11 protein-coding genes are annotated in these 12,851 nt (G+C 74.1%); 5 read left to right on the top strand and 6 right to left on the bottom strand.

The features are described from left to right. Together GPJ59_RS25055 and GPJ59_RS25050 are read left to right on the top strand one after the other, a co-directional pair. The coding region (locus tag GPJ59_RS25055; protein WP_219669955.1) for a hypothetical protein at positions 1 to 3,905 on the top strand (3,905 nt) is incomplete at its 5' end. A gap of 242 nt (positions 3,906 to 4,147) precedes the next feature. Then, on the top strand, positions 4,148 to 5,521 hold the full coding sequence (locus GPJ59_RS25050; protein WP_308120469.1) for a serine hydrolase domain-containing protein: 1,374 nt from the start codon (positions 4,148 to 4,150) through the stop codon (positions 5,519 to 5,521). A gap of 103 nt (positions 5,522 to 5,624) precedes the next feature. On the opposite strand, the gene GPJ59_RS25045 is transcribed toward GPJ59_RS25050, so the two are convergent. Both GPJ59_RS25045 and GPJ59_RS25040 read right to left on the bottom strand, forming a co-directional pair. Beyond that, complete coding sequence (locus GPJ59_RS25045) at positions 5,625 to 6,056, bottom strand: VOC family protein (protein WP_219669954.1); 432 nt, start codon at positions 6,054 to 6,056, stop codon at positions 5,625 to 5,627. Between the two features lie 24 nt (positions 6,057 to 6,080). Next, positions 6,081 to 6,761: a M15 family metallopeptidase gene (locus tag GPJ59_RS25040; protein ID WP_219669953.1), complete on the bottom strand. Its 681-nt coding sequence runs from the start codon at positions 6,759 to 6,761 to the stop codon at positions 6,081 to 6,083. Between the two features lie 169 nt (positions 6,762 to 6,930). Here GPJ59_RS25040 and GPJ59_RS25035 point away from each other — a divergent pair, with 169 nt between their 5' ends. Beyond that, positions 6,931 to 7,422, top strand: coding sequence for a hypothetical protein (locus tag GPJ59_RS25035; RefSeq protein ID WP_219669952.1), 492 nt, complete (start codon positions 6,931 to 6,933; stop codon positions 7,420 to 7,422). 177 nt (positions 7,423 to 7,599) lie between these two features. Next, positions 7,600 to 8,166, top strand: a complete 567-nt coding sequence (locus GPJ59_RS25030; RefSeq protein WP_219669951.1) for a dihydrofolate reductase family protein — start codon at positions 7,600 to 7,602, stop codon at positions 8,164 to 8,166. A 40-nt stretch (positions 8,167 to 8,206) separates the two neighbouring features. Here GPJ59_RS25030 and GPJ59_RS25025 read toward each other — a convergent pair whose 3' ends face one another. From GPJ59_RS25025 to GPJ59_RS25010, 4 genes are all read right to left on the bottom strand, one after another. Further along, positions 8,207 to 8,551, bottom strand: coding sequence for a hypothetical protein (locus GPJ59_RS25025; RefSeq protein ID WP_219669950.1), 345 nt, complete (start codon positions 8,549 to 8,551; stop codon positions 8,207 to 8,209). A 67-nt stretch (positions 8,552 to 8,618) separates the two neighbouring features. Further along, positions 8,619 to 9,134 (bottom strand): HIT family protein, encoded by a 516-nt coding sequence (locus GPJ59_RS25020; RefSeq protein ID WP_219669949.1) that lies wholly within the window; start codon positions 9,132 to 9,134, stop codon positions 8,619 to 8,621. Positions 9,135 to 9,147: 13 nt separating this feature from the next. Then, a complete protein-coding gene (locus GPJ59_RS25015; RefSeq protein ID WP_219669948.1) occupies positions 9,148 to 10,083 on the bottom strand; it encodes a hypothetical protein in 936 nt (311 codons plus the stop codon). A 60-nt stretch (positions 10,084 to 10,143) separates the two neighbouring features. Beyond that, positions 10,144 to 11,775, bottom strand: coding sequence for an outer membrane protein assembly factor BamB family protein (locus GPJ59_RS25010; RefSeq protein WP_219669947.1), 1,632 nt, complete (start codon positions 11,773 to 11,775; stop codon positions 10,144 to 10,146). 370 nt (positions 11,776 to 12,145) lie between these two features. Between GPJ59_RS25010 and GPJ59_RS25005 the strand changes: the two genes are divergently transcribed. Then, positions 12,146 to 12,664: a hypothetical protein gene (locus tag GPJ59_RS25005; RefSeq protein ID WP_219669946.1), complete on the top strand. Its 519-nt coding sequence runs from the start codon at positions 12,146 to 12,148 to the stop codon at positions 12,662 to 12,664. Positions 12,665 to 12,851: the final 187 nt, after the last annotated feature.

Genomic DNA, 12,851 nt, shown 5'->3' with positions numbered 1-12,851 from the left:
TGCGGCTGCTGCGGGGGCTGCTGCGCTCCGGGGCGGCGCAGGCCGCTGCCGCCGGCCGGGCCGAGCCCGAGGGCGGGCTCGCCGACTGGCTGCGCCGGTTCGCCCGGGCGTACGGCCACCGCCCGTCCGGCGGCGGAGTGGCCCGCCAGCCGATGCCGGCGGAGCTCCTGGAGCTGGCGACGCTGTTCGCGCCCCGGATCAAGGCCGCGGGGACCCCCGTACGGCTGCACGAGGACCGGTACGGCTACCAGGGCCTGGACGCGGACCTGCTGGACGTCTGCCTCGCCGAAGGCATCGCCGTCGAGGACCCCGGCCCCGCCGTGGGCCTGGAGTTCTGGGGCGAGCGGTCCCGGCGCGACCTCAAGGCCCTCGCCGCCGACCCGGTGTTCGGGCGCCGGCTGGAGGGCACCGTCCACGCCGGGCTGCGCGGCGGCGGCACGGCCATCACCAAGCTCCCCGAGAACGCGGGCATCGCCGCCGAGGTGCACACCCGCGTCGAAGGGCTGATCGGCGCCCTGCGCGGCGGCGGCCTCGGCGCGGCCGACGAAGCCGTGAACGAGCTGCGGGAGCTCCTGGACCGGCCGACGGCCACCGCCCTGGAGGGGATCGAGGAGGCCCTGGCCGCGCTGGACCTGACCGGACCGCTGGCCCGCGCCCTGCGCGCCGGACTGCCGGAGGAGCTGGGCTGGCCCGCCCTGGACGCGGCCCTGGCCGGCTTCGCCCCCGGCGAGACGGTCCGGGTCACCACCACCTGGCCCGTGCTGACGGTCTACGGGGACACCCGCGCCGTCGCCGTCGACCACGCCGGCGAGCGCGGATCCTGCACCTTCCGCGTGCCCGAGGACGCCACCTCGCACTCCGTGCACTACGTCGGCGGCGACTACCTCGTCGCCTGGACCACCCACGAGCGCCACGACTGGGGCGAGCACGCCTACTGGGCCAGCCGCCCGCAGGACGTCTTCCGGCCGGAGCACCAGCTGGGCCTGCGCCCCTACGGCGGAACCATCCAGGGCGGCCTGGGCTACCAGTTCGAGACCCCGGACGGCGCCGGCCGGCACGACGGGGAGCGCGTCGTGCGCCCCGGCGACCGCGAGGGCATCGGCCACCGCGACCTGATGATGAGCGACGGCCGCCGGTTCTGGAGCGCCCCCGTCTTCCACGCGCACGACGAGCGCACCCGGGTCGACCCCCTGACGGGCGAGCCCACCGGCGACCGCACCCCGCCGGAGATCCTCCGCAGCGGCGAAGTCCCCCCGGGATACACGGACTACGAGGACAACCAGACACTGGCCGCGCTGCCCGACGGCGCGCCCGCCTCACCGCTCGGGCAGTCCGGGCGGCTCGTCGGCTGCCGGGTCTTCAACGCCACCCCCTGGAGCGGGTACTCTCCCCGCGCCTTCCTGCTGGAGTCCCTCGACGGCCGGCGCGCCTACTACCGCACCCGGACCTGGGGCCGTCGCCCCTGGGGCATCCTCGGCATGCCGGCCGGCGGCGAGGACGCGGTGCTCGTGGACGAGGTCACCGTCCGCTGCCATGCCGCCGAGGACAACTCCCTGCTGTGGCAGGTCCGCGGCTTCCCCGGCGACCGCCGGCGCCACGGCCCCGCCGCCACCCTCGGCGAGGACGCGGGCCCCGTGCCGCCGCCCGCGTTCTGGCACTTCCTCACCCCGCGCGACGAGGCCGCCTCCAAGGCCCTGCGCACGGTCGACGACACCGCCGTACGCGCACTGCTCGACGCCGCCCTGCGCGAGGACCCCGCGCCGTCCCTCCCCGGGGTGACCGAGCCCCGGATCGCCGAAGGCGTCGCACGGGCGGCGCGGCTCGCCGCCGACGTACTGCGCCGCCGCCAGGAGCTGTCCCGCCGCGTGGGCATCATGCGGTCGGGCCCGGTCGTCACCCTCCCCGCCGCCGTCCCCGACACCGTGCTCACCCCCGCCCTCCGCGGGCTCCTGCCCGACCTGCGGCCGTACGAGGCCCACGTCCCGCGGCGCCAGCCGGCCCTGCTGACCGCCGTCGCCGCCGACGGCCGCCACCTGCGCGGGGAGATCGACGACGAGACCCGGCGCCTCGCCCTGCCCGCACAGCCCGCCGAATGGGCGGTCCTGGGCGGCGGGATAGACGCGGTGGCCTGGCGGGCCGCCGCCGGCCACACCCCCGACGAGGAACGCGCGGCGCTGGCCTGCCTGCTGCAGACCTGGAGCCGGCAGCCCTTCGCCGAGGCCGGCAGCGCCTGGCGCACCGGCCGCGCGACCGAGGAGGCCCTGGCCGCCTGCCGCTCCGCCGGATCGGCCGTGGCCGCGGCGGCCCCGCGCGGCACGCTCGCCCGCTTCCTCCAGCGCGCCGCCGACCCGGCCCCGGCCGACGCGCAGGAATGCCACACCTTCACCGTCGCCGGGGACGACACCCGGCGGCTGCCCCGCCTGCTGGAACTCCTCGCGGAACACGGACCGCTGACCGTGCCGGCGCAAGCGGTCGACGTCTTCTGCTGGCGCACCGGCGTCCGGCGCCCGGTCGCCCTCCTGGCCCTGGCCGGCCTGCCCGGCCGGGACCGCCACGACGACCACCTCACCATGCTCCGCAAGCTGCCGTACAAGCTGACCAAGATCCAGGCCCAGGAGTACGACAGACTGCGCCACCGGCTCGGCCCCGAAGGCCGGCGGGCCCTCCTCGCGGCGGGCATGCCCCAGGACCCGGCCGAGCTGTGGCAGCCCGGCGGGATGACGGCCGCCGCCGAGCGGATGGCCACGGTGTGGGCCGGGCTGCTCGGCGCGACCCCGTACGTCGACGAGGGGCTGGCCCAGCAGCTGGAGGACGACCTCGGCCTCGCCGGGGACTGGGCCCACGCCCTCCCGGCCGGCCGGGCCCCCGAGGCCCGCGGCAGCGCCATCGGCGAACACGGCTTCGTCCTGCGCCCCGAGCCCTCCGGCGAGATCCGCCTCCGCCTGGTCGAGCCCGACGGCACGCCCGGCGCCTGGGTGAGCGGCAGCGGGCCCGCGCACCGGCAGGCCGCCTCGGTGATCTCCTGGGCGCTGACCGAGCGCCCCGTCGGCGACCCGGCCGCCACCGGCGCGCTCGCCCTGTACGGCCGGCTGCGGACGGTCCTGGACGACCCCGGCACCCTCGTCCCGGTCCTCTACCCGCGGGCCCCCGCCCTGGCCGAGGCCCCCGGCTTCGCCCCGTACGAGGGCGCGGCGCTGCCGTGTCCGCAGCCCTTCGACGCGGAGGTCGCCGAGCCGCCCACCCTGCACGACGACGGGCTGTTCGTCGTGGCGGCCCCCCGCGGTGACGTGTTCGTACGCCCGGCCGCCCTGGCCGACCCGCAGCGGGTGGAGCGGGCGATGCGGCTGTGCACCGACCTGCGGCTGCCCGAGCTGGGCAGGCGCCTGTCGGACCTCCGGGCCGAGCTCGACGGTCTCGCCCGGCTGGCCGGCCGCGCGGCCACCACCCCGGTGAGCCCCGGCGGGTACGAGACCAACCCGGCACTGAGCGCCCCCGACCTGGTGGCCGAGGTCGCCCGTACCCTCGGGACCGGGGCGGACGCCGCCGCGCTGTACCTCCAGCTGCTGACGCTGGCCCGCCCCACCGACAGATGCGTCCGCCGCTGGAACGACTGGACGGCCGACCGGCACAAGGCGGCCCAGGCCGAACTGCTGACCGCCGGGGCGGTCGTCGGCGGCAGGCGGCCCCGCGCGGGACGCACCGCGTACGTCCCGGGGGAGTGGACCGACCTGAAGGCCCCGCACCTCCCGCTGGAGGGCGCCAAGACGGCCGCCCACCTCGCGACCGTCCACGGCACGTCGGTGCACGGCCCCTTCGTACGACTGCTGGCCCCCCTGCCGCCGCACGAGATGTTCGCCCTGGCCTGGGCCCGGGCGAGGGAGGAGGCCGGGCGGCCCGGGGCGTGAGCGCTCCGGGGGCGGCCGGGGACGTGAGCGCTCCGGGGCGGCCGGGGACGTCAGAGCCTTCACCGGTTCCCCATGACATATGTAACGGCTTGTCAATGAACGAGTCCTCCTGAGGCTTGACGGATGTCCGCACGCACTTCGTCCTGAGGGCGGAGGGTGTGGACGGTTCCGGGCGGAAGAATCGAGACGTCCGAGATCATCGGGCCCGGTCGGGCCCGATCCCGCCGATCCATGGAGTCGCCGTGCATCCCGCCCCCTCCGGCCGCCCCCTCCGACTGCGCCGGACCGTGACCGCGAGTGCCCTCGCCGCCGCCCTGCTGGCCGGCCTGGCTCCCGCGGCGCTCGCCGCCGGCCCGGGCACGGTCGGTCCGGGCACGGTCGGTCCGGACACCGCCGCGTCCGTGACCGCCAAGGCCCCCGGCTTCCGCCCGCCGCTGGACCGCGCCGCACTCACCTCGCACTTGAACAGCATTCACGACGCGGGCATCTACGGCGTGTTCTCCTCCGTGCGCGACGGCTGGGCCCGCTTCGACGGAGCCTCCGGCGTCGCCGACGTGGAGACCGGGCGCCCCGTCCGCCCCGACCTGCGCCACCGGGTGGGCAGCATCACCAAGTCGTTCACCGCCGTCGCCGTCCTCCAGCAGTCGGCCCGGGGCCGGATCGAACTGGACCGCCCGGTCGGTGACTACGTACCCGAGCTGGTACCCGGCGAGCGCGGCCGCAAGGTGACGGTACGGATGCTGCTCAACCACACCAGCGGCATCGCCGACTTCATAGCCGACGCCTTCCCGTCCCTCCAGCAGCCGTCCACCCGGAGCCTGGACGACCACCGCTACCGCACGATCCGCCCGGCCGAGCTGATCGGCTACGGCCTCGGCCGCCCGCAGGCCTTCGAGCCCGGCACCGACTGGGCGTACTCCAACACCAACTACGTGATACTCGGCGAGATCCTGCGCAAGGTCACCGGCGAGGACCCGGAGCGCCTGATCACCCGGGACGTCATCCGCCGGGCCGGCCTGCGCAATACCTACTTCCCCGGCACCGACCCCACGATCCGCGGCCCCCACGCCCGCATGTACGAGAACTTCTACGGCCTCATCGACCCGCCGCGCGACTACAGCGAGTACAACATGACCTGGGCGGGGACGGCCGGCGCCCTCATCTCCACCCCGCAGGACCTCAACACCTTCTACCGCGCCCTGCTCCGGGGCGACCTGCTGCCCCGCACCCAGCTGGACCAGATGCGCACCACCGTCGACGTCAAGAACCCCGCGACCGGCACGGTCGTCATGCGCTACGGCCTCGGCATCTACTCCATGGACACCCCGTGCGGTCCGGCCTGGGGGCACGACGGTGCCGTGTGGGGGGCCGGCACCTGGTCGCTGTCCAGCCCCGACGGCGCCCGGCAGTTCACCCTCGGCCACAACCTGATGAAGTACCAGCGTTTCAACGCCGAGGGCACCGAGATCCTCGACCACCCGGCGGACGCCGCCATGGTCGCCTACCGCGACCAGGCCCTGTGCGGCACCACGGCCCCGGCGGCATCGGCACCGGCCGCCCCGGCGAACCCGGTGCAGCGCAGCGCCCCGGAGGCCTTCGCGGCACGGGTGCGCTGACCGGCTGACGGGCTGACAGGCTGACCTCGGGCCGGCCGGCCGGCCCGGTCGCCCGAGCACGGCCGGCGGTGACGCGGCACAGGCCGACGTGCCTGCCCGCCGCTCACCGTTCGGCCAGCTCCGACGGCGCCTCCTGGACCACCCATCCGTTGCCGTCGGGGTCCTCGAAGGTCAGGAACGAGTTCCACGTCTGCCCCTTCCCGTCCGCCCAGCCGGTCGCACCGAGGTGCCGGACCGGGGACGCGTCCACACCCCGGCCGGTCAGCTCGGCCCGGGCGGCCTCGATGTCCGTGACGCAGAGCTGGAGCCCGTGCAGGGCGCCGGGAGCCGTCTGCCGCGTACCGGGCGCCGGGGGCATTCCCTGGAGCAGCACGATCGAACACCGGGAGCCCGGCGGGGTCAGCTGGATGATGCGGACCCCGGGAGCGACCTCGCTGTCGAGGTCGACCCTGAAGCCCACCCCGTCGGCGTAGAAGGCCTTGGCCCGGTCCATGTCGGTCACCGGGACCGGGACGACCTCGAGTGTCCAGTTCATCGAATCTCCTTCGTGGATACGGACTCAGCCGCCGGTGGCGGAGAAGTGCTGGTAGTCCCGGTTGGCCCAGCGGCCGCCCCAGTACCAGCCGACCTCGCGGAAGGCCCGGGTGACGCGGTCACCCGGGTGGATGAGGCCGGGCCGGGGCCCGTCGTCGCGGCTGAGGTGGGTACGGCCGTTCGGGGGATGGACCGTGCCGCGGACGTCGACGTACGGATTCTCGACCGGGTTGATGTCCACGGCATCGCCCCACGCGTGCCGGGACAGCCGCCGTGGATCCCCCGTGACCCGCCGGCAGTTGAACGCCGAGGTGTTGTCGTCGGCCATGGCCCGGGTGTCGCTGCCGCCGTACTCCGCCATCACCCGCATCCTGCGGATCGGGAAGCGCGCCTCGAAGGTGCGCTCGAAGACGTGGAGCAGGGGCTCGACGGCGTCCTCGTGGACGACCAGCTCGCCTTGGTGGACCCTGCCGTCGAAGCCCCAGTGGCTCATACGGATCAGCCGCAGCCGCTCGGGCGCCACGGGACATCCCGGCCGGTGGGTGGTCCCCAGCTTCCCCGCCGGTACGGCCGTCACCTGCGCCGCGAACGCCGGCGGGGCCTGTGGCGGGGCCTGGAGCCGCGGCTTGTCGGACTGGGCGGCGCAGGACAGCGCGGCCGCGCACAGGGTGGCCGCCACGGCCACGGCAGCGGGGGTGTGGCGCACGGAACACACGTTAAGGCCCGTCCCCCCGCCGGGCACGCCGGAGCGTCGGAACACCAGCTCCCGCCTCCCCGCCGCGGATCCACAGCTGATTCCCAGGTTCTCCCCAGCCCTCGCTCAGCCGCGGGTGCCAGGCTGGCCACCGCAGATCGTGATCACCGAAGGGGCAACGATGAACAACGTCCACAAGCGCGCCGCAATCGCCGCCGGTGCGGTCCTGGCCGGCATCGGCCTGGCCTTCCCGGCCGTCGCCTCCGCCGAGGACTCGGCACGGCCCGCTGCCTCCCAGGCGGACGGACAGCAGGGCGCAGGCCAGGACAAGCGCAAGGCCGCCGGGGCGGAGCACCGCGCCGAGCGGCAGAAGGCGCTGGCCGAGGCGCTCGCCAAGGACCTCGGCGTGCCGGTGGAGAAGGTGACCGCGTCCCTGGAGAAGTTCCGGGCCGCCCAGCGCGAGGAACACGCCAAGCACGGCAAGGACGGCAAGGGGACCGAGGGCGGGCGGCCGTCCGCCGAGGCGCTCCGCCAGAAGCTCGCCGAGCGCCTGGCGCAGGCCGTCAAGGAGGGCAAGCTCACCCAGGCCCAGGCGGACGCGATCCTGGCCGCCGCCCAGGCCGGTGTCCTGCCCGGCCCGGCCGGCGCCGGCCCCCGCCACCACAGCCGCTGACCGCAGCCCGGCCGGACCGACGCGGCCCGGCCCCGCTGCGCGGCTTGCCCGTGTCGGCCGAATCCAGCACGCTGAGCCCCGAGCACGAGGACTACCGGCGAGCCGGATCGCGCATCGATGAGTTTCCCGCGCCACGCTGGTCCCTACGCCGGACACCCGCGCACGGAAGGCTGGGCCATGCGGAAACTGATCTACGGCATGAACTTGACCCTGGACGGCTACATCGCCGCGGCCGGCGACGACATCGGCTGGAGCGGACCGCCGAGCGACGAGCTGTTCCAGTGGTGGCTCGACCACGAGCAGGCGTGTGGCCTGTCGCTGTACGGGCGCAAGCTGTGGGAGGCGATGAGCTCCTACTGGCCGACCGGCGACCAGCAGCCGGGCGCCACCCCGGCGGAGATCGAGTTCGCGCGGACCTGGCGGGACACACCGAAGGTGGTGTTCTCCTCGACGATCGACAAGGTCGACTGGAACACCCGCCTGGTCACCGGCGACGCGATCGCCGAGATCACCCGGCTCAAGGCCGAGGACGGCGACCCGATGAACATCGGCGGCGCAACGCTCGCCGGGGCGGCCATGCGCGCCGGGCTGATCGACGAGTACGTGATCGCCACCCACCCCGTCCTGGTGGGCGGCGGCACGCCGTTCTTCACCGCGCTGGACAGCTGGGTGAACCTGAACCTGCTGGAGACACGGACGTTTCCCGGCGGCGTGGTCCTGACCAGGTACGAGACAAGGCGCTGAGCAGCCTGGCGCGGTGCGTCGCGAAGGCGACCCCAGGTCGTCACGGGCCCACCGCGTCGGAGGGCTCGTCGTGCCAGCGCCAGCCGGCGGTGCCGTCGTCGTGGATGTGCAGCATGAACTCGGTGACCGGCCGGCCGTCGGGAAACGTCAGGGTGAGCGCACTGCGGATCTGGATGTAGCAGGCGTCGGCCCGCTCCCAGTCCTCCTCGTCGACAGCCCGCTCCTGCTCACTGAAGAGGGGACGGAACTCTTCAAAACCAGGAAGTGTCTCGACTTCGGCGTGCGTCCAGGGCATATCGGCGCCGGTCACGGTCAGCCGGGCAATCTCCTGGTCGCCGTTGTGGAGCCGCCAGATACCGCCGGTGGTCAGGTTCGCGTTGGTCATGTCTCCCATGATGACGATCGACACCGACAGCCGGCGCGTGAGATCACCGCCTCTCCCGACCTCGGCTTCACCGATCAGCCGGACCCCTCGGCGTACTGGCGCCCGTAGGGTGCGAGCGCAAGCGGTCCAGCTCGTCCCCGATCGCCTTGCGCAGCGGGGCGTGCTGCGGACCGAGTGAGTGCTGCTCGTCGGTCCACCTGTCGCGGGGATAGAGCCACACCGGCCTGCGCACCAAGTCGGCCGGCTCCCACTCGAACCGGGGCCACACGTGCGCATGCAGGAACCCGTCGGTGTTGCCCAGGATCTCCAGATTGACCCGCCGGAAGGCCGCATCCGTACGGCGGGATACGCGCTCGACCGCTTCTCCGAGTCGGTCCATGTCGGACAGGAAGGCCAGCCGCTTGTCCCTGGGCAGGTCCGACAGTCTTTCCACCGTGGGATCGTCCACCAGGAGCACCGAGTAGCCCGGGAGGAACTGCACATCGCCGATCACCGCGAACCCCGCGTCCAAGCGCCGCAGAACTGCGGGGTTTTCGCCTCGCAGAGCACTTCCGATCCGGTCCGTCCGCCAGTCGTCAGCCATGGCCACAACATACTCAGGGCAGCGGCGTGGGCTCCACCGGGTCGCCGGCCAGCCGGACCGTGCTCATGATCTTCATGATGAGGTCGTCGGCCACCGCCCCGGACACGCCGGTGCGGCCGTAGAAGTTCCAGGCGACGAAACCGCCCTTGGAGTTCCGGAAGCCGAAGACGACGGCCTGGCCGTCGCCGGCGCACCGGTTGGACTGCGGCACGCCCTCGGACCGGGCCTTGACGTAACTGCCCTTCACCCCGGCCTTCGTCGTGTAGTCCACGGGCTTGTCCCACTTCACGACGCTCTTGTCCGGCTGGCTGTACGCGGCGTAGACCCAGGTCGGTGCGGTCTTCTCGGCGACCTCCGCGGTGTCCTTGGCGCCGTCGGCACCCTTCGTGCCGGCCGACCCGAGCCGGACGTCCTCGACGTGGCCGTCCCCGTTCGCGTCGATGCTGCACCACTTGGACTTGTAGAAGGCAGGCGCCGAGTGCCCGACGAGCACCTTGTTCGCGTCCTTGTGGTCCGTGAATCCGCTGAAGACGCTGGGCGCGAGGACCTCCCAGTCCGGCGGGACGTCGAACGCCGTGCCGTGCGCGGGATTGACCACCGTCTTCCATCCCGCGACGAGGGGCTTCGAGGTGCCGGGGCGGGCCGGCGAGGCGCTCCCGGAGGGGGAGGCCCCGGAGGCTGCCGGCGCGGGGCCGTCCCCGCCCTGGTGGCGCAGGACCACGACGCCGGTGGCCGCGGCGGTGGCCAGCACCGCCGCCCCCGCGCAGAGCGCGACGACCACGGTCCTGCGCCTGTCCTGGTCCGGCGTCCGCCGGGGCGTCCCGCCCTCGCCCTCCGGATACAAGGTGGCGGGCTCCGGCGGGTACGGCCCGCCGGCCCGGCCCTGCGGTGCGGGGCCGTAGCCCTGCTGCGGGTACGGGTTGTGGCTGTGGTCCGGCGGGTTGTGCACGGTGCCCCTCCTGGCGTGCGTGTGTGCTGCGTACGAGTGTGCCCTTCGGCCCGGGCGGGGCTACGTGCCGAAGGAGAGGAGGGCGATGCTCACCTTCCTGGTGTCGGGACTCCCCACCGAGCCGTTGAGCACGAACACCCGTCCCCCCGCCCAGCCGGCCCGGAGGCTGAAGGGGTAGAGGGCGCTCTGGGGGCCGGCGGCCGCGGCCGGACTCTGCAGGACGGGCTGCGAGGCGCCGTCGGCCGGGGCGAGGGACACCACCGAGGCGGCGGCGCCGCTGCCGGCCGCGACGTACACGACGACGCGGCCGTTCTCCACGGCCAGGGGCCACATGGTGCGGCCCTTGGGCTGCTCGGCGGTGCGCCACCGCTCCTTGCCCGTGTTGAGGTCCACGGCCACGACCTGGTTGGTGTCGTCGGTCCCGAGGCTCTTGCCGGGGCGTCCCGCACCGAGGTAGAGCGTGTCGGCGTCGGCCGCGGCGGCGTAGCAGCCCTGGATGTCACCCGCGTTGCCGAACCCGTTGCACCGGCCGCTGACCCCGAAGCCCAACTCGCCTTCTGAGCGCACCTTGCCGTCCGCCGCGAAGGCCGTGATGCCCCAGACCTTGCGGTTCTTGTCGCTCAGGGCGACGACCAGCGGATCCATGGTGAGGACCCGCCCGAGCCGCCAGCTCTTGTCGTACTGGTGGCTCCACCGGGGGCTGGCCGTGGCCGGATCCACCTCCTGGACCATGTCCTGTCCGGGCCCGCCGGGATCCTTCGGGTCGGTGCAGTGGCGTACGACGACCAACCGCTGGCCGCCGCCGGCGAAGGCGGTCGGGTAGCAGCCGTTCGTGTTCGCCGTGCCGAAGAGCTTGCGGCCGTCGGCGACCGAGAAACCGCTCATGACGGCGGAGCGGGCGAGGGCCACGGTGTCGCCGGCGATCGCCATGTCGAAGCCGAGCCCGGTGTCGTAGGGGTTCTCCTGGGGGACCGTGATCTTCCAGCCCAGGGTGCCCGTCGTGAGGTCGACCTGCTGGAGGTCCGTGCACCTCGCGGTTGCCGAGTCGCTCTGCCTGACGCCGATGACCAGCCGGCCGGTGGCGGCGGGAGCCTGTGGCGCCCCGCAGAGCGGGGTCTGCAGCGAGACCTTCCACTTCTCCCGGCCGTCGGCCACCGCGTAGCCGGTGACCTCCTTGTACATCGCCTTGACGACGACGTCGCCCACCCGCCAGGGGCCGTACTGCAGGGTGCCCGACGGGACCTGCGTCTGGTTGTCGCGCACCCAGACCCGGGCCTCGCCCGGCCGGATCCCGGCGTTGGGGTCGAAGTCGGGACCGCCGCCGGCGCCCCGGCCGTCGCCCTGGTCGACCGAGGGCGAACCGGACGGCCCGGGCGGTGCGTTGCCGCCCTGCGCGACCGGCTCCGTGGGCTTGTCCCTGCCGAGGGTGAGGTACGCCGCTGCGCCGCCGACGAGCAGGACGGCGGCCAGGGCCGCGGCGATGACGGCCGGGCGGCCGGTGTACCACCTGCGCCGTGCGGGGCGGTGGTCGACGACGGTGCGCTGCTCGAACGGTGGGGGCGGAGGCCCGAAGCCGGCGGGCGCGGAGTGGGCGTGGTGGCCGTCGGTGGCCGGGGGAGCGGGCCAGGGGTGCGCGACGCCGGGCCACTGCTCGTGCGGTGCCGGCGGTTCGCCGGGGGTGTGACCGGTCATGGGGAGAGTCTGGCCCGCCGGAGCATATTTCTAGAACAGTTTTTTAGACGATTTCACGACGCGCGTGACGGGAATCCACTTGTCGGTGGCCGGATCCGCCCGGCGGGCCGTGCGGACGCGACCGACGATTCTTTCCGGCTGCACACGGATGCGTGCGCAGCGCACCGATCGGGGCGCGAGGGACGGCCGGAGGAACGTTTCGGCGCGCGGGGCGGCTGCGCTGCCCCGGGCCCTCTGGGGCGAGAGGGGTGACGCGTTCCGGCCTTCATGCCGCAGCGGGGCTTCTCCACGATGGGTGGTGCGCCTGACGGCCGCTTCCCGGTCGGGAACCGGCACCCGAGGCGTCCACGGAACCAGGGGGAAGAACAGCATGCGCATGCGTACCCTTCCGACGGTACTGACCGCCGTCGCAGCTCTGCTCGCCGGCCTGTCCATGACCGGCAGCGCGTCGGCCTCGGCCGAATCCCAGCGGTCCGCCTTCGCCGCCGAGGCGAAAGCGGCCGGACTGACGACGTCTCAGGCGGCTGAGCTCCAGGCGGAGGTCGACTCGGTGCTGGCGCAGCAGCCCGGCACCCGCCAGATCGGCGCCAACAAGCTCTCCATGCCCGGCGGCACCCTGACCCTCCCGGCACCGGGCAGCCTCGGCGCGGCCCTGGCCTGCGACAACGGCCACCTGTGCATCACGGACGGCCAGGGCAAGAACTACGACTACTACTACTGCGGCTACTACGACTTCTGGGGCATCGGCAACGGCACCTTCAACAACAACCAGACGTGGGGCACCCGGGCCCGCTTCTACAACGAGAACGGATCCGAGCGCTGGTCGAACGTCGCCAAGGACACCGGGACGGCCTCGTGGACTCCCGTCTACCACATCCGCCCCTGCTGATCCGCCGCCCACCGGGCGCCGGGCCGCCGCCCTGACCGGCCGCCCCGGCCGCCTTCCCGGCCCCGCACCCGCGGTCGGGAAGCCCGCGCCCGCGGTCGGGAAGCCCGCACCCGGGCCGGGAATCCCGCACCTGCGGTCGGGAAGCCCGCACCCGGGGCCGGGAAGCCCGCTCCGCCGTCGGGAAGCC

The organism is Streptomyces bambusae (assembly GCF_019400985.1).
Taxonomy (GTDB): domain Bacteria; phylum Actinomycetota; class Actinomycetes; order Streptomycetales; family Streptomycetaceae; genus Streptomyces; species Streptomyces bambusae_A.
Note: the sequence above shows the minus strand (reverse complement) of the source record. Positions and strands in the feature narration are given on the sequence as shown.